The sequence below is a fragment of the Magnetospira thiophila genome (assembly GCF_054657015.1).
The window spans coordinates 94757-118690 of sequence record NZ_BAAHXF010000002.1; the positions used below are offsets into that span (position 1 = coordinate 94757).

The following is a 23934-nucleotide window of genomic DNA, read 5'->3' on the forward strand; positions in this document are numbered from 1 at the left end:
GCTTGCGTCCTCAGCTTTTCCCAGCGGCTTTGTCGGCGGCGAAGCGTTCCTGCAAGGCGATGGCCACCCGGGGGGCGACAAAGTGGGTGATGTTTCCGCCCAGTTGCCCGATCTCCTTGACGAATCGCGAGGAGATGAACTGGTTGTTCTCCGAGGCCATGAGGAACAGGGTTTCCACGTTGGGATTGAGGCGGGCATTCATGCCCGCCATCTGAAATTCGTACTCGAAGTCCGAAACCGCGCGCAGGCCGCGGATGATTACCTTGGCCCCACACTGAACGGCAAAATCCATCAGTAGAATATCGAACGGACGCACCTCCAGGCGGGCCTGGATTTTGTGCGAGCATTCGTCCAGTTGCGCTTCCAGCATGGCGACCCGCTCTTCCAGCGAGAACAGGGGGCCTTTGCCGGCATTGACCGCCACGGCGATAATCAACCGGTCGACCACCCGTCCGGCCCGACAGATGATATCGAAGTGACCGTTGGTCAGGGGGTCGAACGTTCCGGGGTAAAGGCCGACCAGTTCATTCACGATGCGGGCTCCTGTGGGGTGTCCTCCGGGGAGTCTTCCGGGGAGTCGTCGGTTTCGCCGTCCTCGCCGTCCTCGCGCAGCCGGGACACGGAAACGATATGTTCGTCTTCCGCCACCCGGAACAGGGTGACGCCGCGGGTGGTGCGTCCGGTGAAGCTGATGTCGCGGACCGGCACCCGGATCAACTGGCCGCCATCGGTGACCATCACCAACTGATCGCCATCGAGCACCGGGAAGGACGCGGCGACTCGGGTTTCGTCGCGCTCACGGCGACTCAAATCAATGGCCCCGATACCCTGGCCGCCGCGACCGGCGGTGCGGTATTCGTAGGCCGAGGAGCGTTTGCCGAAACCGTCTTCGGTGATGGTCAGCACGAATTCCTCTTCGGAACTCAAGCGGGCGAACGTGTCGTCGTCGAGGCGCGCGGCAGCACTCTCGTCGCGGGCCTTGTCCTCGGGGCGGTCCAGGTAATCGGAACCGGCCAGACGACGGCGGGCGCTGACCGCCGACAGGTAGGCGTCGCGGGTTTCCATGTCCATCTCCCGGTGGACCAGGGCCGACATGCCGATAACCCGATCACCGGGCACCAGACGGATGCCGCGTACCCCGGTGGAATCCCGACCGGCGAACACGCGCACGTCGGTCACCGGGAAGCGGATGCATTTCCCCTGGTGGGTGGTCAACAGGATGTCGTCGTCTTCGGTGCAGGTGCGGACGCGCACCAGATGATCTCCGACGTCCAGCTTCATGGCGATCTTGCCGTTGGATTTGACGTTGGTGAAGTCCGAGAGCTGATTTCGGCGCACGTTGCCCGACTGGGTGGCGAACATGACATAGAGATCTGACCAGGTGTCTTCGTCCTCGGGCAGCGGCAGGGTGGTGGTGATAATCTCTCCGGCGTTCAGGGGCAACAGATTGACCAGCGCCTTGCCGCGCGATTGTGGCGTGCCGAGGGGCAGCTTGTAGACCTTGAGCTTGTAGGCCATGCCCTCCGAGGAGAAGAACAGCACCGGGGTATGGGTATTGACCACATAGACCTGACTGACGAAATCCTCATCGCGGGTGCTCATACCCGAGCGGCCCTTGCCGCCGCGCCGCTGCGCCCGATAGGCGGACAGCGGCACCCGCTTGATGTAGCCGGTATTGCTGACCGTGACCACCATGTCTTCGCGCTGGATCAGGTCTTCAATATCCTGGTCCAGTTCGCCTTCTTCCAAGGTGGTGCGGCGCGGCGTGTTGAACTGTTCCTTCATGGCCACCAGTTCGTCGCGCAGCAGTTCATAGAGCTTGTCGCGGGAGGCCAGGATGCCCAGGTATTCCTTGATCTGGTCGCCGATCTTCATCAGATCTTCGCCGATCTTGTCGCGCTCCAGCCCGGTCAACCGATGCAGGCGCAGATCGAGGATCGCCTTGGCCTGAATCTCCGAGAGCTGATAGGTGCCATCCACCACCCGGCGGCCGGGCTCATCAATCAGCTCGATCAGCGGTGCCACGTCGAGGGCGGGCCATTGGCGGGACATCAACTGCTCGCGGGCCGTGGCCGGGTCCGGGGCCTTGCGGATCAGGGCGATGACCTCGTCGATGTTGGCCACGGCGACGGCCAGTCCGGCCAACACATGGGCCTTCTCGCGCGCCCTGTTTAATTCAAAAATGGTTCGGCGGCGGATCACTTCTTCACGGAAGGTGATGAAGGCGTCCAAGATCTGACGGACATTCAACAGTTCCGGCTTGCCGCCATTGAGGGCCAACATATTGACGCCAAAGCTGGTTTGCAGGGGCGAGAATTTGTATAATTGGTTCAGAACCACGTCGGCCTGATGGTCGCGCTTGATCTCGATCACCACCCGCACGCCGTCGCGGTCGGATTCATCGCGCAGGTCGGAGATGCCCTCGATTTTTTTGTCGCGCACGCAATCGGCGATGATCTCGATCATGCGTGCCTTGTTGACCTGATAGGGCACTTCGGTGATGACGATGGCCTCGCGGTCCTTGCGCACCTCTTCGAAGTGGGAGCGACCGCGCATGATCACCGAGCCGCGGCCGGTGTGGAAGGCCGATCGAATGCCGCCCTGACCGAGGATCAGCCCCCCGGTGGGGAAGTCGGGGCCATGGATGTAATCGCGGATCAGATCGTCGATGGTCAAGTCGGGGTCGTCGATGATGGCGCAACAGGCGTCGATCACCTCGCCCAGATTGTGTGGCGGAATGTTGGTCGCCATGCCCACCGCGATGCCGCCCGCGCCGTTGACCAGCAGATTGGGATACTGGGCCGGCAGCACCGAGGGTTCGCGGGTGGTTTCGTCATAGTTGGGGACGAAATTAACGGTGTCTTTGTCGATGTCTTCAAGCAGCGCATGGGCCGCCTTGGACAGGCGGGCCTCGGTGTAGCGCATGGCCGCCGCCGGATCGCCGTCCATGGAGCCGAAATTGCCCTGACCGTCGATCAGCGGCAGACGCAGCGAGAAATTCTGCGCCATGCGAACCATGGCGTCATAGATGGCCTGATCGCCGTGCGGGTGGTATTTACCCATCACATCGCCGACGATGCGGGCTGACTTGCGGAACGGCTTGTTGTATTCGTAGCCGTTCTCTTTCATCGCATAGAGAATGCGACGATGGACGGGTTTCAGGCCGTCGCGCACATCGGGCAGGGCGCGCGACACGATGACGCTCATGGCGTAATCGAGATAGGAGCGCCGCATCTCCTCTTCGATGCTGACAGGGGAAATATCGAAAGGTTCTTGTGGGGGGGTTTGATCGGTCAACGATTACCACTTAATATGCTGATATAAAAGAGATCTTACGCGTCTTGCGCCGGTCACCGGGGACCTGGCCGGACCATAGCAGCTTTTGCCTTGTCGAACAATACAATGTCAGTTTCATTGCGGTGGGGAAAACGGTGGGCAAAATGCAGGAAAAGAGGCGGAAATGAAGCTCGTCATCGACGGCCAACAGGTGCCCCTGGAGACCCCTTCGGAGGCCTCCCTGCTCGACATTTCCCTGGCGGCGGGCATCCCCCACCTGCACGTCTGTCAGGGCCAGGCGCGCTGCTCCACCTGCCGGGTGCGGGTGGTCGAGGGCGACGACCTGCTGACCCCGCCCACAGCGGCGGAAAGCGCCCTGGCGGCGGCACGCGGATTTCCGCCCTCAATTCGTTTGGCCTGTCAGTGTGTTGTCCGTCCAACGGCGTCGGGAACCCTTCGGGTTCAGCGTCTGGTGCGGGATTACATGGATGTGGATACGCTCAAAACCGCCGACGCGGCGGGGGTGCGGGAACTGGAACTGGTGATCCTGTTTTCCGATATACGCGGCTTCACCAGCTTTGCCGAGCACCGGCTGCCCTATGACACGGTGCATATCCTCAACCGATATTTCCATGTCATGGGAGATGTGGTCCATCGCCACGGCGGGGTGATCGACAAATACATGGGCGACGGTCTGATGGCGCTGTTCGGGGTGGCCGGCGAACCGCTGGTCGATTCGGCCCGCCAGGGTCTGCTGGCGGGTCTGGACATGTTGGATGCCCTGGGGGCGTTCAACCATTATCTGAGCGAAATCGGCTGCCAGGCGGAGACCCTTTCCATGGGGGTCGGGCTGCACGTGGGGACGGTGGTCTATGGCGACATGGGCCATCCGGACAAGGTCATGCGCACCGCCATCGGCGATCCGGTCAATGTGGCGAGCCGTCTGGAAAGCGCCACCAAGGGGGCGGGCTATCCCCTGTTGGCGTCGGAAGACCTCTGCCGTATCCTTGAAGGACGGCTCACCAGCGCCGGTGACATGCAGGTGGCGCTCAAGGGCAAGAGCCAGCCGATCCGGGCCTTCAAGGTGGCTGCGGTGGATTAAAACGGGATTTCGTCGTCCAGGTCGGAGCCGGGGGTGCCGCCACCGGAACCGGCGGAGGGTCCCCAATCCGGGCCGCCGCCGCCTTGTTGGCCGCCACCGGAGGACTCGCCGCCATATCCACCACCGCCGCCTTCGCCGCGCCCGTCGAGCATGGTCAGTTCGCCCCGGAAACGGTCGAGCACGATTTCGGTGGTGTATTTTTCCACACCGTCATTGCCGGTCCATTTGCGGGTTTGCAAAGAGCCTTCCACGTAGACCTTGGACCCCTTGCGCAGGAATTTCTCGGCCACGTCGGCCAGGCGCTCGTTGAAGATGACCACCCGATGCCATTCGGTTTTTTCCTTGCGGTCGCCGGTTTGTTTGTCCTTCCAGGACTCGGAGGTCGCCACGGAAACATTGACGATCTTGCTGCCGTTTTGGGCAAAACGGACTTCCGGGTCGCGTCCCAGATTGCCGACGAGAATCACCTTGTTGACGGAACCGGCCATAAAATCCCCCACGTTTCGTGCCTTGCCTGAAGAGGGCGGCACTCTAGCACCCTCCCGGCGACGACGCAAAGCCCGAAGCCGTGATTATTGTGCCGAAATGAGGTATACTGAATCCTGGTTTCCCTCTTCACGAAATCTCAGGGAGGTGTGCCATGAAATCGGTTCTGTCGGCTGTGCTGGTGCTGCTTGTGCTGGCGGGCTGTTCGTCGGTGCCGCGGCTGTATCCCGAAGAGGTCGTGGGTCTGGGTGCGGGAACCGCCATCGGGGCCTATTCCGGTCAGCAACTCTTCGGAACCTACGGCGCGGCGGGCGGGGCGGTCCTCGGCGCGGCGTTCGGCCTGTATTATGGCGATGCCTGGGCCGACCAGGACCCCGATCATTTCGACCCGGGCCTGTGGCCGTAAATTCATCCGTTCGCCCCCTTCACGGGACTTTCGCTCATCCCGGCGTTGCGCTTGGCGCGCGAGCCTGCTCTACTGATGCCTGGACGCCACGACCCATCCGAGGAGAGCCGGTTTGTTTCGTATCGACATTGCCACCATCGCCGGAATGCTGGTCGGCGTCAGTGTGGTGGTTCTGGCCATCTACACCGGATCGAGTTTCGGTATTTTCATCAATACGCCGGGTCTGTTGATCGTGTTCGGCGGCACCTTTGCCGCGACGCTGGTCAAGTTTCCCCTGTCCGGGGTCTTCGTCGCCCTGCCGGTCGGCATCAAGGCCGCCTTCACCAATGAAAAGACGGAACCGCGTACTTATATCAAGGAGGCCCTGCGGCTGGTCAAGATGGCCCGCAAGGACGGCCTGCATACGGTGGAAGACAACAAGATTGCCAACCCCTTTTTCAAAAAGGGCGTGCAACTGGTCGCCGATGGGCGTGATCTGCCGTACATCCGCAAAATCCTGACCCAGGACATGGCCCATTCCATTGCCCTGCATGAACAAGGCGCCAAGATCTTTCTGGCTATCGGCGAGGCGGCCCCGGCATTCGGCATGTTCGGGACCCTGGTCGGGCTGGTGCAGATGCTGGCCACCATGGACGATCCGACCAAGATCGGTCCGGCCATGGCCATAGCCCTGCTGACGACGCTCTATGGGGTGCTGATCGCCAATCTGATCGCCCTGCCCATCGCCGACAAGCTGGAAAGCAAGAGCCGCGAGGAGCGGGATCTGCGCTATTTGATTATTGAATGCGTGTTCCAGATTCAACAGCGCACCAACCCGACCGAATTGATCGAGGTGCTGGAAACTTTCCTGCCGGAAAAGCAGCGCCGTGTCGGGGCCCCCAACGCCTATACGGACAGTTCGGCCAAGCCGACCGCGGCGGGGAAGTAGAAAGCCATGCCCTTTACCGGCGTCGAACCACAGAAGGAAGTGGAACTGAAACGGACTGGCGCGCCGCGCTGGATGTGGACCTTCGCCGATTTGATGTCCTTGCTGTTCGCGTTGTTCGTGTTGTTGCTGACCTTTGCCGAGTTCGATCCCAAAAAATTCTCCAGCACCGCCGATTCCATGCGTTCGACGTTCGATTCGGAGCAGGGGCGGCGGGTGGTGCGCTCCATCGCTCCCGGCATCCTGCCGTTCAACGACGGTCAGACGGTGATGGAAACCACGTTGGATGACGAAGAACTACGCCGCGCAGAGGAACTCAAGCAGCAAAAGGAAGCCACCTTGCGCGATCTGCGCCGAAATCTGGGTGCCGAAATTGACCGCAATCTGGTGCAATTAGAGGAGACCCCGCGCGGCATCCTGCTGCGGTTTCCCAGCGCCTCGGCCTTTCCCTCCGGCGGCAGTGAGTTGAAGGGCGAAATTCTTCCGGCTCTCGAACAAACGGCCGAGGTTCTGGCCCGTACTCCCGGCCATATCGAGGTTTCCGGTCATACGGATGACGTGCCCATCGCCACCGCCCAGTATCGCTCGAACTGGGACCTGTCCACCGCCCGCGCCGTGTCGGTCGTCCATGAACTGCTGGCGCGGGGGCTGGAACAGGGCCGCCTGTCGGCGACCGGATTTGCCGATTCCCGTCCGCTCAATGCCAACGATTCGGCGGACAACCGGGCCAACAACCGCCGGGTGGAAATCGAATTGATCATTGGGACGGATAACTGACAAGGGGCCGTTTCCGCCTCGGCGGTCTTGCCGCGTGCAGGCTTCGACAAGCCTTGAAGATAATGTTATAAAGTAATAAATGAATATTGGATCGAGCTCTTAATCCAGAGGAGACCTGTCATGTCGATCAAAGGGACCAAGACCGAAGTTAACCTGATGAAGGCCTTCGCCGGGGAATCCCAGGCCCGCAACCGCTATACCTTCTGGGCCAGCAAGGCGCGCAAGGAAGGCTTCGTGCAGATTGCCGATGTGTTCGCCGAGACGGCGGACCAGGAAAAGGAACATGCCAGCCGGTTCTACAAGTTCCTCGAAGGGGGCGAAGTGGAAATCACCGACAGCTTCCCGGCCGCCGGAAACGGGACCACCCTGGAGAACCTGCGCATGGCCGCCGCCGGGGAGGATCACGAATGGACCGAGTTGTATCCCGGCTTTGCCAAAGTGGCTGAGGCGGAAGGCTTCAAGGCCGTGGCCCGTGCGTTCGAGGCCATTTCCATCGCCGAGAAGCAGCATGGCAAGCGGTTTACCGATCTGGCCGACAACATCGAGGCGGGGCGGGTCTTCAAGCGCGGCGAAAAGGTCGTCTGGCGTTGCCGCAATTGTGGCTACCTGCACGAGGGCGAGGAAGCCCCCGGCACCTGCCCGGCCTGTCTCCATCCCCAGGCGCATTTCGAGCTGCTGGGCGAGAACTGGTAGCTCTTTCGTCCCCAGATCATTTTCGGGAGACGGGATGTTCGCGGTCCCTCACGGGAAAAGGGACTGCAAAGCTTCACGCAATTTTTACTTGCGAATGATTATCACTAAAGATACTATGGAGGAGCTTGGGGAAGCGAGCATAAAGGAAGGAATAAAAAAATGCTCGATACCCGTGGGAACTCCGAAAGATACCTTGAAGCCGCCTTGCGCGACCGGGCCTGCGCCCTGGAGAGGCGCATCTTTTCTCTTGGCGATGTCATATTCGAAGAAGGTGATGAAGGCGGCGAGGCCTTTTTGTTGCTGTCCGGTGCCGTTGAAATCACCAAGACATCCCAACGGACGCCGCGCCTGCGCCTGAACAGGATCAATGCGGGGGATATTTTCGGCGAGATGGCGCTGATTGACGGCCAGCCCCGCATGGCCACCGCAACGGCCCTTACGGAGACCGAATGCTATATTCTGCCGCGCAGCCTGTTTTTTGAGGAATTGTCCAAGGTCGATCCGTTTACCCGTTTCTTGATGAATACCCTGCTTGTGCACGTGCGCAACATGGGGATGCGCATGACGGCCCAGGCCGATCTGGCGCGGGTGCCGTTCAAGGCGCGGTTCGTCAATGCCTTCGTGGCCCATGGCCGGGGGATCGGCGACGTCAGTTATTTCTTCTGCGACGGGGACGGCGACAAGTTGGATTACGCAGCGGAACTCATTCACCAGGACCCGGTGTGCCGCATGTGGAACGGCGTTGCGGCCAAACTGGGCTATGTGGACGACCTGAACGTGCTTGATGCGATGGAATTGGAGTCGTTGCGGTGTCTGGTCGGCCCCGAGGAACTGGATGAACGGGACCGCGATTACATAGACCTGATCTATCAGTCGGACGATCTGCGAGACATGCTGACCGCCCGGGCGGAAGAGATCTGTGCCGACCATTGCGGGGCGTGAATCCCCGGGGGAGGGGGGCGACCGGCTTTGGGGCTCAGACCCGAAAACTGATCATTGACACATCGTCCCGGCGCGCTGATCCCAACTCGGGGGGAAGTTGCTCGACCATTCTCCCTGGAAGCCTTACTGTGAGCGGGGAGAGCCCTCATCGCCGGTCACCGGAGAGATACTGCCATGACATCCAGGAAGAACGAGTCTCCTAAACCGAGCGGCAAGGCGAGGCCCCGCAAATCCTCGCCCCGGCGTCGCAGTCCGGCCACACCATCCGCCCCCGGAGAGACCCCTGAGACGCCCTCTTTTCCAGTCGTTGGCATCGGCGCTTCGGCGGGAGGATTGGAAGCACTTCTGGCGTTTCTGAGCACGATGCCCGCCAATAGCGGGGCCGCCTTTGTCGTTGTGCAACATCTGGACCCGAAGCACGCGAGCATGCTGCCCGAATTGCTCGACAAGGCCACGGAGATGAGCGTGGTAGAGATCGTCGATGGCGTGCCCTTGGCTCCGAACACGGTATATGTCATCCCCCCGGCCCAGGAACTGACGATCCTGCATGGTGTCTTGCACCTGATCGACATGCCTGATCGACACGGCATCCAGCACCCGATTGATAATTTCCTGCGCTCATTGGCCCTGGATCAACGGGAGCAGGCCACCTGTATCATCCTGTCGGGAGCCGGAAGCGAAGGGGCCGCCGGACTGCGGGCGATCAAGGCGGAAGCCGGAGTTGTCCTGGTGCAGCAACCGGAAACCGCCAAGTTCGATAGTATGCCGAGGGCCGCCATCGACACCCATTTGGTGGATTTCGTGCTGCCGCCGGAGGACATGCCCAAAAAGTTGTTGGAACTATGGTCGTTCCCCAGGGTCGCAAGAGCCAGCCTGTCCTCCGCCGAGGATGTGGTCATTGACGAGGCGACCCTGGCCAAAGTGGTCGCCCTGGTGCGCCAACAGACCAGCCATGACTTTTCGGACTACAAGCCGAGCACCCTGCTGCGTCGTGTCGAACGGCGCATGAAGTTGCACCAGATTGAACGGCCCGCCGATTACGTCCGATTCCTGTCTCAACATGTTGCGGAGCGGACCACCCTGTTCAAGGAATTGCTGATCGGAGTCACCGCCTTTTTCCGCGACCGGGCCGCCTTCGACGTTGTAGCCGAGACCGTGGTGCCAAAGATTTTCGACAATCTGCTCCGGGACGACGAATTGCGGGTCTGGGTGGTCGGCTGTTCCACCGGCGAAGAGGCCTATTCCCTGGCCATCCTGCTGACCGAGGAAATGGAACGCCGCCGCGCCAATATCAAGATCCAGGTCTTCGGCACAGATCTTGACGGCGAGGCCATCGAAAAGGCGCGGGGCGGCCTGTTTCCCCCGAGCATTGCCACCGATCTGCCACCCCGCTATCTGGAGCGCTATTTCACTTCTGAAAACAGCGGCTTCCGGGTGCGGGACTCCATTCGCAGCAAACTGGTATTCGCTGAACAAAACATCACCAAGGACCCGCCGTTTTCCAGAATCGACCTAATCTGCTGTCGCAACCTGCTGATCTACATGGGGGCCAAATTACAGGCCCGGCTGATGCCCCTGTTCCATTATGCCCTGAAGCCAGGAGGATTTCTGTTTCTCGGTTCGTCGGAAACCATTGGTGATTTTAACACCCTTTTTGCCGTCATCGACCGCAAGGCGAAGATTTATCAACGGCGTATGAACGGGGATGGGCAAACCCTGGCACCGTCCAGGGTGATCCCCTCGATGGAAGTCAACCCTCCCCTTGCCCCGGTCTCCGAAGCCCGTCACGAGCAGCCGACCGACCTGCGCACATGGCTGCAAAAAACCACCCTGGCGGAATATGCTCCGCCTTGTGTGGTGATCAATCGAAAGATGGACATCGTTTTCATCCAGGGTCACACCGGCAAATATCTGGAACCGGCCCCCGGTGAGACCACGGCGAACATCCAGGCGATGGCCCGACCGGGATTGGCGATCGAACTGCCGACCGCGATCCGCAAAGCCCTGACCACCGGTGAAGAGGTCCTTTACGAGGGCCTGAAGATACAAACCAATGGCGGCTTCCAGTTAATCGACCTGCTGGTGCGTCCGATCAACGAGCCCCTGCCCCTGGCCGGATTGATCCTTATCGTCTTCAAGGAAGTGCGCCTGCCCCCCCAACGCAAGGCCAGGAAATCCTCGAAAAGCTCCGAATCGCGCACAGCCGAGTTGGAACGGGAACTGCGCAATACCCGAGAATACCTGCAAACCACCGTCGAGGAAATGGAAACCTCCAACGAGGAACTGAAATCCACCAACGAGGAACTTCAGTCCTCGAACGAAGAATTGCAGAGCATCAACGAGGAGCATGTGACCTCCAAGGAGGAATTGCAGTCGGTCAATGAGGAATTGGCGACGGTCAATGCGGAGCTGGAAAGCAAGGTGAGCGATCTGACCAAGATCAACAACGACATGACCAACCTGCTGGCGGCGACACAGGTGGGCACGCTGTTTCTGGACCAGAACCTTTGCATCACCCTGTTTACCCCCGCCGCCACCGAGGTGATCAACCTGATCAATGGCGATGTGGGACGCCCCCTCGGCCACATCGTCACCAATCTGGAAAAGGCCGATCTGGTCAAGGATGCCAAATTGGTATTGGACACCCTGGTCACCCTGGAGCGCGAAATCACGGCAAAGGATGACAAGCGCTATCTGGTCCGCATCCTGCCCTATCGCACCATGGACAACGTCATCGACGGTGTGGTCATGACCTTTACCGATGTCACGAAACTGCGCCTGCTGGAGCACGAGGCCCGGTTGGCCGCCGTGGTCAGAAACTCCTCCGATGCCGTCACCCTCATGGACCTGAACGGCAAAATCCTGGCCTGGAACCATGCGGCGGAGCGGCTATACGGCCAATCGGAGCAACAAGCGATCAACAGCAATATCCGGGAGTTCATCCCCAAGGAACATCAACAAGACCTGGACCGATTTTTTAAGCGCATTCACTCAGGTGCCGAAATTCCCCCTTTCGAAGCCTTGCGTCAGCGAGCCGACGGGACGCATTTTGGGGTAATCGTGACCGCCACCTTGCTCCGCGACGCACAAGACCAGCCCTGGGCCATCACAGCCACGGAACGTCAAAAGCGGGCGGAATGAATATTTCACTCTGAAAGCTGGAGAATGTGATATTATAAACCGGATTGTGTCTCCGGGTACATAAGGGGAGTGAGGGCGTGTCGGATCAATTTCCAGACTACGGTGCGCTCCGGAATCGGGCCCAGACGGTCTTGGCGTGCAGGCTGGCGGACGGCGAAATTGCCGAGGCCGAAACGACCGAAGATTTCCGCAACCTCGTGCATGAGCTTCAGGTTCACCAGATCGAGTTGGAACTGCAAAGCGAGGAATTGCTGGAGGCCCATCTGGCGCTGGAAGCCGCTCGGGATCATTTTTCCGACCTCTACGATCTGGCCCCGGTGGGCTACCTCACCCTGGACCGATTAGGCCTCATCCGAGAGGCCAATCTGACCATTGCCGGATGGCTGGAAACACCTCGACAAAAACTGATCGGGCGACAACTGGCCCGGATGGTGGCCGAAAAAGACCGCGACACCATCTACCTTCACCTCAAGCGGTTGGTGGAAACCCGCGAGCCCCAGTCCTGCGAGGTGGCGCTGATTCTGCCTGATCCCTATCCTCGTATCGTTCAACTGGACAGCCGCAGCGAGCGCACGGCCACCGACGACCTGAGGGTCCGCACGACGCTGACCGACATCTCTCATCTTCGAACCGTCGAGCTTCGGGCGACTCTCCTGGGCAATGTCATCGAGAAAAGCAGCGAAGCGATCATGATCACCGATTCCGCCACGGTCATCAAATGCGTCAACGACGCCTTCACCCGCATTACCGGATACACCGCCGAGGAGGTCATTGGCGAGATGCCGCGAATCCTGTCCTCCGGGCGCCAGGACAAGGCCTTCTATAAGTCCATGTGGGCGGACTTGAACAGAACCGGATACTGGCAGGGTGAAATCTTCAACCGGCGGCGAAACGGCGATATTTATCCCGAATTCATGACCATCACGGCCATCAAGAATGACGACGGACACGTGGATCACTATGTCGCCATCTTTTCCGACATTTCCCGCATTCGGCAGCGAGAGGAAAAATTGCGCGCCATCAATGCGGAGTTGGAAGAGTTCGCCTATGTGACCTCCCATGACCTGCGCGAGCCTTTGCGCATGATCAGTTCCTACATGGGCCTCATCCAGCGGCACTACGGCCAGGATTTTGATGATCGGGAAAGGGAATATTTCGCCTTTGTCCAGGATGGCGCGAAGCGCATGGATGCGCTGATTCGGGACGTTCTCACCTATTCGCGCATCGGTCGCCACGAAAACGCATTCACCTCAGTGGATATCCACAGCCTGATGAGTCGGGTGATCGACAGCCTCGGCCCGTTCATCGCCGAAGCGGGAGCCGAGATCATCGTGCACCCCGATCTGCCGCACCCCCTTGCCGAAGAGAATGAAATTGAACGGGTCTTCACCAACCTTTTGGAAAACGCCCTCAAGTACCGCAGGCCGGATCAAGCGCCTCGCATTGCCGTGGGCGGACGGGTCGAGGGGGGACGCGCCTTGTTCACCATCAGCGACAACGGCATCGGCATCGAACCGCAATACCAGGAACGGATTTTCCGCATGTTCCAGCGGCTGCACGAACGCGAGGCCTATGGAGGCGGCACCGGGATCGGTTTGGCCGTCTGTCAAAAGGTGATTGATTCCCACGGGGGTCGGATTTGGGTGCAATCGAAACCGGGCGAGGGAAGCACTTTCTCCTTCACCCTGCCTCTGGAACATTAATTCGGACTGATCTTTTTTTTGCTGCCGCCGGGGTGATGAGATCGGACTCGATTTTCCCCCTAATCCGGGCCATATAAGCGGCCATGGACAAGCTCATCATTCGCGGTGCCCGCGAGCATAATCTGCGCAATGTCACGGTCGAGATTCCCCGCGACAGCCTGACCGTCATCACCGGGCTGTCGGGCTCGGGGAAATCCTCGCTGGCCTTCGATACCATCTACGCCGAAGGGCAGCGGCGCTACGTGGAATCCCTGTCGGCCTATGCGCGGCAGTTCCTGGAGTTGATGCAGAAACCGGACGTGGATTCCATCGACGGCCTCAGCCCGGCCATTTCCATCGAACAGAAAACCACCTCCAAGAACCCGCGCTCCACGGTGGGCACGGTGACCGAGATTTACGACTACATGCGGCTGCTCTGGGCGCGGGTCGGGGTGCCCCATTCCCCGGCCACCGGCCTGCCCATCGAGAGCCAGACGGTCAGTCAGATGGTCGATCGGGTGATGGGCATGGCGGAAGGCGCGCGGCTCTATCTGCTGGCCCCGCTGGTGCGCGGGCGCAAGGGAGAATACCGCAAGGAATTCCAGGAGTTGCGCGGCAAGGGGTTCGCCCGGGTGCGGGTCGATGGGGAGATGCACGACATCGAGGACGTCCCCGAGCTGGACAAGAAGATCAAACATACCATCGAGGTGGTGGTGGATCGCCTGGTCCTGCGCAAGGAAGCTGGAGAGGCGGCCGCCGCCTTGATGAAACGCCTCGCCGACAGCTTCGAGACGGCGCTGGATCTGGCCGACGGCCTGTGCTTCGTCGAGGATGCCAACAGCGGGGAGAGCACCACCTTCTCGGCCAAGTTCGCCTGTCCGGTGTCGGGCTTCACCATCGAAGAGATCGAGCCCCGGCTGTTCTCCTTCAACAACCCGTTCGGCGCCTGCCCGGTCTGTGACGGCCTGGGCACCAAGATGTATTTCGACCCGGAACTGGTGGTGCCCGATGATCGGCTGTCGCTGGCGGAAGGGGCCATCGCGCCGTGGGCCAATGCCTCGTCGCGCATGTATCGCCAGACCCTGGAGAGCCTCGCCGCCCATTATGGGTTCGATATGGTCGCACCGTTCGGCAGTCTGCCCGAGGCGATTCAAAAAACCATCCTCTATGGCTCCGGCAAGGAGGTGATTTCCTTCGTCTATGCGGAAGGCAAGCGCAGCTATGCGGTGGAGCGTCCCTTCGAGGGGGTCATTTCCAACATGGAGCGGCGCTGGCGGGATACGGATTCGTCGTGGGTGCGCGACGAGTTGGGCAAGTACCAAACCATCACCACCTGCGATGCCTGCGGCGGGCGGCGGTTGAAACCGGAAGCCCTAGCGGTGAAAATCGACCGGCGAGACATTTCCGAAATCGGCCAATTGTCCATTCGCGGGGCACGGGACTGGTTCGCCAGCCTCGACGGTCATCTGACCAGCCAGCAGAATGAAATCGCCCGCCGCATCCTGCGCGAGATCAACGAACGGCTGGGTTTCCTGGTCAATGTGGGGCTGGACTATCTGACCCTGTCGCGCACCTCCGGCACCCTGTCCGGCGGCGAAAGCCAGCGCATCCGGTTGGCCTCGCAGATCGGCTCCGGGCTGACCGGGGTGCTCTACGTGCTCGACGAGCCGTCCATCGGTTTGCATCAGCGGGACAACGACCGGCTGCTGGCGACGTTGGTGCGGCTGCGCGACCTGGGCAATACGGTGATCGTCGTCGAGCATGACGAGGACGCCATCCGCGCCGCCGATCACCTGATCGACATGGGGCCGGGAGCCGGGGTGCATGGGGGGCGGGTGGTCGCCGAGGGCACACCGCAACAGGTCATGGCCATGCCCGAAAGCTTGACCGGGCAATATCTCACGGGTCTGCGCCAGATCCCGGTGCCGAAACAGCGCCGCAAGCCGAAAAAGGGCCGTCGGCTGGTGGTGGTCGGGGCACAGGCCAACAATCTGCAAAAGGTCGATGCCACCTTTCCGCTTGGCACCTTTACGTGTGTGACCGGGGTATCGGGTGGCGGCAAGTCGTCGTTGGTTATCGAGACCCTGTGGAAGGCCCTGGCCCGACGGCTGCACGGGGCGCGGCTGCATGCCGGACCCCATGAGCGCATCGACGGCATCGAATTGATCGACAAGATCGTCGATATCGACCAATCGCCCATTGGGCGCACCCCGCGTTCCAATCCGGCCACCTATACCGGGGCCTTCACGCCGATCCGCGACTGGTTCGCCGCCCTGCCGGAAGCCAAGGAGCGCGGCTACAAGCCGGGGCGCTTCTCGTTCAACGTCAAGGGCGGGCGCTGCGAGGCCTGCCAGGGCGACGGGGTGATCAAGATCGAGATGCACTTCCTGCCCGATGTCTATGTGCAATGCGATGTCTGCCACGGCAAACGCTACAACCGCGAGACCCTGGAAGTGACCTTTCGCGGCAAATCCATCGCCGACGTGCTCGACATGACGGTGGAGGAGGGGGCGCAGTTCTTCAAGGCGGTGCCGTCGATCCGCGACAAGCTGACCACCCTGGAGCGGGTCGGGCTGGGCTATATTCACTTGGGCCAGCAGGCGACTACCCTATCGGGCGGCGAGGCGCAGCGGGTCAAGCTGGCCAAGGAACTGTCCAAACGGGCCACCGGCAAGACCCTCTATATCCTCGACGAGCCGACCACCGGCCTGCATTTCGACGATGTGCGCAAGCTGCTCGAAGTGCTCCACGCCCTGGTCGATACCGGCAACACGGTGGTGGTCATCGAACATAACCTGGAGGTCATCAAGACCGCCGACTGGGTGCTCGATCTCGGCCCCGAAGGCGGCGACGGCGGCGGCCGGATCGTTGCCCAAGGCACCCCGGAAGATGTGGCAGCGGTGCCGGAAAGCTATACGGGGCGGTATCTGGGCGGGGTGTTGAAATAACCTGCGCTGCACCCACAAAAAAAGGGGGCCCATATACCTAACTAGCCAAAAATTACTTGCGCATCCTGGCTAGTTAGGTTACTCATGGTGCATAAGGAGCTTGTATCATGTCGAAAACCGAAACCCTTTCCACTTTTGAGTTTTTCGCAAAGTTTCCAGATGAGGACGCCGCCCGCAAGTTCTTTGAGGGAAAGCGTTGGGGTGACGAGCCTGTGTGCGGGCATTGCGGATCGGTCAGCGTGACTGAGTGCAAAGACCACAAGCCCATGCCCTACCGCTGCAAAGACTGCCGGAAGCATTTCAGCGTCCGAACAGGCACCGTGCTGGCAGAGAGCCGCCTCCCCCTGCAAAAGTGGCTTCTGGCTATCTTCATGCTCACCAGCGCCCGCAAGGGCATCCCTAGCACCCAGATGGCGCGTGAACTCGGCGTAACTCAGAAAACCGCATGGTTCCTTGCACAGCGTATCCGCGAAACTTGGCTCAAGGATCGCGACGACCACATGGGCGGCCAGATGCAGGTTGATGAAACCTATATTGGAGGCCGCGAGAAGAACAAACACGCTGACAAGAAGCTTCGCGCTGGTCGCGGTGCAGTTGGCAAGACTGCCGTGGTTGGCGTCCGAGATGAACACGGCGAAGTCCGCGCTGTTGTGGTCGAGAACACCAAAGCCGCGACCCTTGAGCGTTTTGTCCGCGAGCACTGCATAGCAGGCGCAACCATCGTGACAGATACCCACTGCGGCTACATCAATCTTAAGGCCCGTGGCTACAACCACATCACCATCAATCACTCGGCTGGCGAATACGTTCGCGACATGGCACATACCAACGGCATTGAAAGCTTCTGGTCCCTGCTAAAGCGCGGTTACATCGGAATCTATCACTGCATGAGCGCTAAGCACCTGCACCGCTACGTGAAGGAGTTCTCCTTCCGTCACAACACGGCGTAGATCGGCACTATGGACTTCATCGGAATGACAATTGACCGCATGGCTGACAAGCGGCTGACCTACAAAGGATTAATCAATGGCTGAGAAGAAAGAAGACATCCCAAACATTCCTGACAGTTTTGACAACGTGGCAGGCGCCATGGTTGGCGCCAATGTTGGCAGCCAAACTGTTTTGGACGCGGTTTACAGCGGACAGCTTCCAATCGGTGATATCGATCTTGACTGTGCTGTGCTGGATGGTGGCATCCGCGTTTTGTCTGAACGCGCTGTCCACCGCGCTTTCGGGAGCAAGCGCGGTGGATCACACTGGAGGCGAATGAAGGAAAATGAGGGCGGCGCCAACCTCCCCTCTTTTTTGTCTGCAAAGAACTATTCCGCCTTTATTTCCAGCGCCTTAGATGTGGCGCTAAGAGCACCGATTTTATATCGCTCGAACGCAGGTGCAACGCCCGCACATGGCATTAGGGCTGAGCTTCTGCCCGAGATTTGCGGTGTGTTTCTTTCTGCTCGCAGAGCCGGAGAGTTGCACCACTCTCAAGAACACTTGGCCATTCAGGCAGAAATTCTGATGGAGGCTTTCGCCAAGGTCGGGATTATTGCACTTGTAGACGAGGCAACAGGTTATCAACACGACAGATCACATGATGCACTACGCCTTCTGCTTTCGAAATACATCGCTCAAGGCTTGCAAAAGTGGCTCAAAACGTTCCCAGACGCATTCTTTGCCGAACTTGACCGCCTTTACGGCAACGACACGAGCCACGGGAAGCGGCCCCAATACTATGGCCGATTCATCAATAAGTATGTCTACGATCCCATTGAAAATGGTTACGTTAAGCAAGAGCTAGACAAGCTTAATATCACCGATGAAGGGAAGCGCCGCGCTCGCTTCCACCAGTGGCTAAATGAAGAGGGGCGCAACATGCTCATTCACCAGATTGGCCGCGTTCAAGGTTTGATGGAAATGTGCGCCGATATAGACCACTTTAAGAATTCGGCAAGGAAGCAGCGCAGTGTATCAATTGCTCCGTATCTGTTCGATGAAATGAATAAAATCATAGAATAACACAGATGGCGCTCATGAGCGCCATCTCATCCAAGGCTAGTTAAGTATATAGGCCCCAAAAAAAGGGCGGGCCCCTTAGGACCCGCCCGATTTTTTGTGACGAACGTGTGGGCTTAGTTGGCCGCGACGTGCTGCACGAAGCGCAGCATGTTGCAGGTGTAGCCATACTCGTTGTCGTACCAGGACACGACCTTGACGAAGGTGCCGTCGAGGGCGATGCCGGCCTCGGCGTCGAAGATCGACGACGCGGTGTAGCCGCGGAAGTCGGTGGAGACCACCTTCTCGTCGGTGTAGGCCAAGGTGCCCTTCATGGGGCCTTCGGAAGCCGCCTTCATGGCCTTGCAGATGTCGTCATAGGACGCGCTCTTGTCCAACTCGACGGTCAGGTCAACCACCGAAACGTCGGAGGTCGGGACGCGGAAGGCCATGCCGGTCAGCTTGCCGTTCAACTCGGGCAGCACCACGCCGACGGCCTTGGCGGCGCCGGTGGAGGACGGAATGATGTTCTCCAGGATGCCACGACCACCGCGCCAATCCTTCATGGACGGGCCGTCAACGGTCTTCTGGGTGGCGGTGGCGGCATGAACGGTGGTCATCAGACCGCGCTTCAGGCCCCAATTGTCATGCAGCACCTTGGCCACCGGGGCCAGGCAGTTGGTGGTGCAGGAGGCGGCGGAGACAATCGCCTGACCGGCGTAGGTCTCGTGATTGACGCCATAGACGAACATCGGGGTCTTGTCCTTGGAGGGGGCGCTTTGCACCACCTTCTTGGCACCGGCGTCGATGTGCTTCTGACAGCTTTCCTCGGTCAGGAAGAAGCCCGTGCATTCGACCACGATGTCGGCGTTGACCTCATCCCACTTGAGGTTGGCGGGGTCGCGCTCGGCGGTCAGGCGGATGGTCTTGCCGTTCACCACCAGATTGTTGCCGCTAACCGAAACGTCGCCGGCGAAACGCCCGTGCACCGAATCATACTTCAGCATGTAGGCCAGATACTCGGCATCCAAGAGATCGTTGATCGCGACAACTTCAATGTCGCTGAAGTCCTTGGCCACGGCGCGGAACACCATGCGCCCGATGCGCCCGAAACCATTAATACCAATGCGAATTGCCATTACTTTCCTCCGTACCGCTAGGTTTTTTGTTCAACGTGAACTGGAACACGATTTGAACAGGAACATACACACGGACATGGTCCCCCTGAACACCCGTTCGGGAGAACCGCCCCCTACCCGTGAGGGTGGCCGCTCCAGCCGATTATACGATATAGCACTCCCCTCGCGCCGTACAATCGCTCGAACCGTGCGCCGGGTCAACCTGATTCCCGGTGCATTCTTTTGTTTTGCGGTGCACGGGTCCGGTTGACGTCGACCGCGGGGTCGCCCTAATGTTGCTGCCAACATCGTTCGAGCCGGGTTCCGGCGCGGCGTATTGCGAGGAGCCGATCCGGTGACTGTTGGAAACATGGAGACCTTGACCCGCCTGGATCGGGCGCAGGAGCGTCTGGACAAGGCCTTGGCGCGCCTGGACGCGGCCCTGCAACAGGGGGGCACCGTGGCAGTCTCGCTGGCCGACGATGCGACGGCCGAGGAAGTGGACCGGCTCAATGAGGAAAATAACCGGCTGCGCGAGACCACCCATGCGGTGTCGCGGCGCTTGGATTCGACGATCAGCCGCCTGAAGGCGGTCCTCGAAGGTTAGGAAGGAGTTTTCGTTGGCCCAGGTGACCGTGGAAATCAACGGCCGCAAATACCAGATTGCCTGTGATGACGGGCAGGAAGCGCATCTGACGCGGCTTGCTGCCTATATCGACAAGCAACTGGGCAAGCTGGTCACCTCGGTGGGGCAAATCGGTGATGCCCGCCTGCTGGTCATGGCCAGCCTGATGATCGCCGACGAGCTTTCGGAGGCCTATTCGGAATTGGAAGTGCTGCGCGGCGGCGATGGCGGCTCGGCGGTGCGTCGGCAGGCTGATGATAATTTGGCCGAACGACTCGAGGTCCTGGCCCATCAAGTGGAAACAGTTGCTCAAAGGCTCGAGGAAGCCTAGACTGCTTGTTAGGACGGGCACTGCACGATGCGTCAGGTAGCACTTCCCTGGGGCCGTAAATATCTTCTAGGGAGCTGTCCCTGTCGGACTCTTGGGTCCGGTATATGGCGCCCACCTGCACCAGCAGGTCACAGAGGACTTCAAACCAACGGTCGAAGTGGTCCCGTCCACCTTCTTTCCGCAGCCAAATAAGCCAAGATTTCATGGCGCGTGATCTCTCCCCGGACGAACAGCATTTGAGAGACTCCAAGGATCGCTTGCGCGCCAAGGCCAAGCTCTTGCGCCGGAACTTGGCCAACGCCCACCCCAAAGCCTGGAAAAAATTGTCGCGCATTTTGCTGGATCTTGAACCCCGGCGGATCGTCGCGGGCTATTGGCCGATCGGCGATGAAATGGACCCCAGAGGGGCGATGGATCAGCTTGTTGCCGAACAACATCGCACCGCCCTGCCGGTGATCCAGGGAGCAGATAAACCGCTGATGTTTCGCGCCTGGAGTCCTAATCAGCCGCTGCAACAAGGCCCCTTCGGCACCCGCGAGCCCCTGCCGGAGGCCGAGGAGGTGCGGCCCGATGTGTTGCTGGTGCCGCTGTTGGCTTTCGATGGGCAGGGTTATCGTCTGGGCTGGGGCGGTGGCTATTATGATCGCACCATCGCGGCGTTGCAGGCCGGTGGCGGGGTGCTGACCATTGGTGTCGCCTATGCGGGGCAGCAGGTGGCCAGGGTTCCCAGAGGGCCGCATGATCAGCCTTTGGACTGGATTTTGACCGAGCAGGGGGTTATCGAAGGCGCTGCGAAACGGGGGACCCCATGAGAATTCTGTATTGCGGCGATGTGGTTGGCAAGGCCGGGCGGCGGGCCATTGAGACCCATCTGCCCGGGTTGCGTGACCATTTGAAGCTGGATTGCGTGGTCGTCAATGGCGAGAATGCCGCCCACGGCTTCGGCATCACCCAGGACATTTGCGAGAGTTTTTTCAAGCTCGGGGTCGATGTCATCACCACCGGCAACCATGTGTGGGACCAGCGCGAGGTGATCGCCTATATCGGCTCCGAACCGCGCCTAATCCGGCCGTTGAATGTTCAGGAGGGCACCCCCGGCCTGGGCGCAACCCAGGTGACCCTGGGCAACGGGCGCAAGGTGCTGGTGGTCGAGGTCATGGGGCGGCTGTTCATGGGTATGGTCGATGATCCGTTTGCCGCCATCCGCCGTGAACTGACCAAATACCGCCTCGGGAACTCGGTGGATGCGATCCTTGTGGATGTGCATGCCGAAGCGACCAGCGAGAAAATGGGCATGGGGCAGTATCTGGACGGTCAGGTCTCGCTGGTGGTCGGCAGCCATACCCATATCCCTTCTGCCGATGCACAGATCCTGCCCGGCGGCACCGCCTATCAGACCGATGCCGGTATGTGCGGCGATTATGATTCAGTGATTGGCATGGTCAAGGAAGGGGCCATTGCCCGCTTTCTGAAACATACGCCGTCCGGTCGCCTGCAACCGGCAGGCGGCGAGGCAACCCTGTGCGGCGTATTCGTCGAGACCGATGACCGAAGCGGTCTCGCGGTCCGCGTTGAACCGGTGCGCCTGGGCGGTCGCTTAAAGGCGACGCAGCCGGATCTCAGTCATACCCAAAGCATTTGATGTAGGGCTCCAGGAGGGGCAGCGCCGGGTCTAGGTGTTGGGCATAGTTGGGCCAACGGCTGCGGGCACGGCTGTAGATTTGCTCCGAAACATCGCGCAGGCTGGGGGTGGCAACGGTCGTCGATGTGCCGATGAGTCGATGATGGTTCAAGACCGAATCATCCCAGGGCTCACCGAGGAATTGCAGAATCTTTCCGAGGATCTCCCGGGGGTGATCGACCAGATCCTCATAGCGGTATTCGTGCCAATCCAGCCCAAGCCTATCCCTGGCACAGAGCCACAGGTCCATTACCGCGTCATAGAGCCGGGCGGCCGTCTCCAGGCTGAGGAATTGGTCCATGGATTGGGAGCGGCGGAAATTCTGCATAAAGCCGCTGATCAGGCAATCGCGCGGGTCACGCAGGGCAACCAGAATCTTGGCGCCCGGAAAAATCCGTCGAACCAGGGACAGATGGAGGATGTTCAGGGGCATTTTGTCAATCAGACGGTGCCCGTCGAGGGCGCTCCCGTGTCGTTTGCGGGCCAGCCCCCAATAGGTCGCCCGTAGATCGGCCATCTGCGCCGCGCTCAAGGCATCAAGGGACGTATCCCCGAGAGACGATTGAAGTGCTTGCAGCCATTCGTTTTCGCCCTCGGAAATGAACCGGGGGTGTGATCTGAGAATCTGTTCCATCAAGGTAGTGCCGGAACGGGGGAAGCCAATGAGGAAAATCGGAGCCTCGTTGTCCCCCTCTCGGGACCATTCGGAAATCCCGAGGGTGGCGAGTTCGTCTTTGCGCCACTGGATACGCTCGAAAACCGTTGGGCCTTCCGCCGCAATCTTCGATGTCCGCAGGCGGGCATTGGCCGCAGCGGCGGAAGCAAAGGCGGCGGCATAGTCCCCCTGTCGCTCAAGTACCGTGGCCAGGGTTTTGCTGGCGTTGACGAAATCCGCATCATTCAGGGTGTCGCTCCGCAATGCTTCCAGGCGGGTCTGGGCCGAGTCGAGGGCGTTGTAACGCAGGTCGCAGCGGGCCAGGGTCAGTCGGGCCAGAAACGATTGGGGCTGACGTTGCAGAACGGCTTCTGCCTGGGCCCGAGCCTCCGGCACCCGATTGAGTCGCTCGAGAGCGGCGGCTAATTGGGCCCCGGCACCGGGAAAGTCCGGGGCAAGGGTGAGGGCCTTGCGAAAGGCCTCGACCGCACCCGGCGCGTCGCGATCAAGCAGCATTCCCCCATAATTGACCAGCAATTCCGGACGCTCCGGGGCTTTGGACAGGGCCTGCTCCATCAGTTCCAGAGCGGCATCGTCCTGACCGGTCGCTCCAAGCAATGTGGCTTTTAAATTCAGCGCCGCCACATGGTTTGCGTCAAGAGCCAGAGCTTTTTCAAGAAGTTCCAAAACCTGTTCGGTCGGCGCGGTCTGGGCCATTCGTGCGGTGGCCAGTTCGATCCAGGCGTCGGCTTGGTTCGGGTCGAGTTTCGTTGCCGTCCGCAGGGCGTTTTCCGCCTCGGCGTGCTGTCCCATACGGTTTAACGAGAGACCGAGATTATATTGGGCCAGACCCAACCGGGGTTCCGCTGCTACACAGTCCCGCAGCGCGCTCACCGCCCCATCCAGATCGCCGGTGGTGGCGCGGGCGATCCCCAGATGCATGAGCAGCAGGGGATTGTCGCTGCCCAGGTCGCGGCTCTTGTTCAGATGCTCAAGGCCACGGTGCGGGTCTCCCTTGGAGACCGCAACAAACCCCAGTACATGCCAGGAACGTGCGTGTCCAGGCGCGACCGCGAGAATCTTTCGGCATAGGGTCTCGGCCTCTGACAGATTTCCCTGCGCCAACAGCTCTTGGGCCTGGCGAAAAGCAACTT

Annotated in this window: 19 protein-coding genes, 1 other RNA gene and 1 pseudogene; 16 read left to right on the forward strand and 5 right to left on the reverse strand. The window is 60.2% G+C overall.

The genetic code is table 11. The features are described 5' to 3' along the window. Positions 1–10: 10 nt before the first annotated feature. Positions 11–532, reverse strand: coding sequence for a pantetheine-phosphate adenylyltransferase (coaD, locus tag ACYQ1P_RS10080; RefSeq protein WP_460020234.1), 522 nt, complete (start codon positions 530–532; stop codon positions 11–13). Then, positions 529–3234: a DNA gyrase subunit A gene (gene gyrA / locus ACYQ1P_RS10085; protein ID WP_460020235.1), complete on the reverse strand. Its 2706-nt coding sequence runs from the start codon at positions 3232–3234 to the stop codon at positions 529–531. Before gyrA ends, coaD begins: the two co-directional genes overlap by 4 nt. A gap of 226 nt (positions 3235–3460) precedes the next feature. Between gyrA and ACYQ1P_RS10090 the strand changes: the two genes are divergently transcribed. Next, positions 3461–4378, forward strand: a complete 918-nt coding sequence (locus ACYQ1P_RS10090; RefSeq protein WP_460020236.1) for an adenylate/guanylate cyclase domain-containing protein — start codon at positions 3461–3463, stop codon at positions 4376–4378. Here ACYQ1P_RS10090 and ssb read toward each other — a convergent pair. Next, entirely contained in the window at positions 4375–4866 is a 492-nt protein-coding gene (gene ssb, locus ACYQ1P_RS10095) for a single-stranded DNA-binding protein (RefSeq protein WP_460020237.1), read from the reverse strand. The genes ACYQ1P_RS10090 and ssb overlap by 4 nt on opposite strands. Before the next feature lie 152 nt (positions 4867–5018). Between ssb and ACYQ1P_RS10100 the strand changes: the two genes are divergently transcribed. From ACYQ1P_RS10100 to ACYQ1P_RS10145, 10 genes and pseudogenes are all read left to right on the forward strand, one after another. After that, on the forward strand, positions 5019–5270 hold the full coding sequence (locus tag ACYQ1P_RS10100) for a YMGG-like glycine zipper-containing protein (RefSeq protein WP_460020238.1): 252 nt from the start codon (positions 5019–5021) through the stop codon (positions 5268–5270). A 112-nt stretch (positions 5271–5382) separates the two neighbouring features. Then, complete coding sequence (locus ACYQ1P_RS10105) at positions 5383–6198, forward strand: motility protein A (RefSeq protein ID WP_460020239.1); 816 nt, start codon at positions 5383–5385, stop codon at positions 6196–6198. Between the two features lie 6 nt (positions 6199–6204). After that, entirely contained in the window at positions 6205–6972 is a 768-nt protein-coding gene (locus tag ACYQ1P_RS10110) for an OmpA family protein (RefSeq protein WP_460020240.1), read from the forward strand. Positions 6973–7092: 120 nt separating this feature from the next. Next, complete coding sequence (gene rbr, locus ACYQ1P_RS10115) at positions 7093–7665, forward strand: rubrerythrin (RefSeq protein ID WP_460020241.1); 573 nt, start codon at positions 7093–7095, stop codon at positions 7663–7665. 159 nt (positions 7666–7824) lie between these two features. Further along, positions 7825–8607, forward strand: coding sequence for a cyclic nucleotide-binding domain-containing protein (locus tag ACYQ1P_RS10120; RefSeq protein WP_460020242.1), 783 nt, complete (start codon positions 7825–7827; stop codon positions 8605–8607). 174 nt (positions 8608–8781) lie between these two features. Then, complete coding sequence (locus ACYQ1P_RS10125; RefSeq protein WP_460020243.1) at positions 8782–11748, forward strand: chemotaxis protein CheB; 2967 nt, start codon at positions 8782–8784, stop codon at positions 11746–11748. A gap of 77 nt (positions 11749–11825) precedes the next feature. Then, positions 11826–13451 (forward strand): sensor histidine kinase, encoded by a 1626-nt coding sequence (locus ACYQ1P_RS10130; protein WP_460020244.1) that lies wholly within the window; start codon positions 11826–11828, stop codon positions 13449–13451. Between the two features lie 83 nt (positions 13452–13534). Continuing rightward, on the forward strand, positions 13535–16378 hold the full coding sequence (gene uvrA / locus ACYQ1P_RS10135) for an excinuclease ABC subunit UvrA (RefSeq protein WP_460020245.1): 2844 nt from the start codon (positions 13535–13537) through the stop codon (positions 16376–16378). Between the two features lie 107 nt (positions 16379–16485). Further along, a pseudogene (locus ACYQ1P_RS10140) lies at positions 16486–17412 on the forward strand (IS1595 family transposase). After that, positions 17405–18394 carry a P63C domain-containing protein gene (locus ACYQ1P_RS10145; protein ID WP_460020246.1) on the forward strand — a complete coding sequence of 330 codons (990 nt, stop codon included), beginning with the start codon at positions 17405–17407 and terminating at the stop codon, positions 18392–18394. The pseudogene ACYQ1P_RS10140 and the gene ACYQ1P_RS10145 overlap by 8 nt, the downstream one beginning before the upstream one ends. Positions 18395–18507: 113 nt before the next feature. Here ACYQ1P_RS10145 and gap read toward each other — a convergent pair whose 3' ends face one another. Beyond that, on the reverse strand, positions 18508–19509 hold the full coding sequence (gene gap, locus ACYQ1P_RS10150) for a type I glyceraldehyde-3-phosphate dehydrogenase (protein ID WP_460020247.1): 1002 nt from the start codon (positions 19507–19509) through the stop codon (positions 18508–18510). Between the two features lie 334 nt (positions 19510–19843). Here gap and ACYQ1P_RS10155 point away from each other — a divergent pair, with 334 nt between their 5' ends. The 5 genes from ACYQ1P_RS10155 to ACYQ1P_RS10175 all read left to right on the forward strand — a co-directional run bounded on the left by ACYQ1P_RS10155 (position 19844) and on the right by ACYQ1P_RS10175 (position 22086). After that, a complete protein-coding gene (locus ACYQ1P_RS10155) occupies positions 19844–20095 on the forward strand; it encodes a hypothetical protein (RefSeq protein ID WP_460020248.1) in 252 nt (83 codons plus the stop codon). Between the two features lie 22 nt (positions 20096–20117). Further along, positions 20118–20444, forward strand: coding sequence for a cell division protein ZapA (locus ACYQ1P_RS10160; RefSeq protein WP_460021633.1), 327 nt, complete (start codon positions 20118–20120; stop codon positions 20442–20444). A gap of 14 nt (positions 20445–20458) precedes the next feature. After that, positions 20459–20612: non-coding RNA, 6S RNA (ssrS, locus tag ACYQ1P_RS10165), on the forward strand. A 35-nt stretch (positions 20613–20647) separates the two neighbouring features. After that, positions 20648–21256, forward strand: a complete 609-nt coding sequence (locus ACYQ1P_RS10170) for a 5-formyltetrahydrofolate cyclo-ligase (RefSeq protein WP_460020249.1) — start codon at positions 20648–20650, stop codon at positions 21254–21256. Beyond that, a complete protein-coding gene (locus ACYQ1P_RS10175) occupies positions 21253–22086 on the forward strand; it encodes a TIGR00282 family metallophosphoesterase (RefSeq protein ID WP_460020250.1) in 834 nt (277 codons plus the stop codon). The genes ACYQ1P_RS10170 and ACYQ1P_RS10175 overlap by 4 nt, the downstream gene beginning before the upstream one ends. Here ACYQ1P_RS10175 and ACYQ1P_RS10180 read toward each other — a convergent pair. Beyond that, positions 22064–23905: a tetratricopeptide repeat-containing sulfotransferase family protein gene (locus ACYQ1P_RS10180; RefSeq protein ID WP_460020251.1), complete on the reverse strand. Its 1842-nt coding sequence runs from the start codon at positions 23903–23905 to the stop codon at positions 22064–22066. The genes ACYQ1P_RS10175 and ACYQ1P_RS10180 overlap by 23 nt on opposite strands. Positions 23906–23934 lie beyond the last annotated feature (29 nt).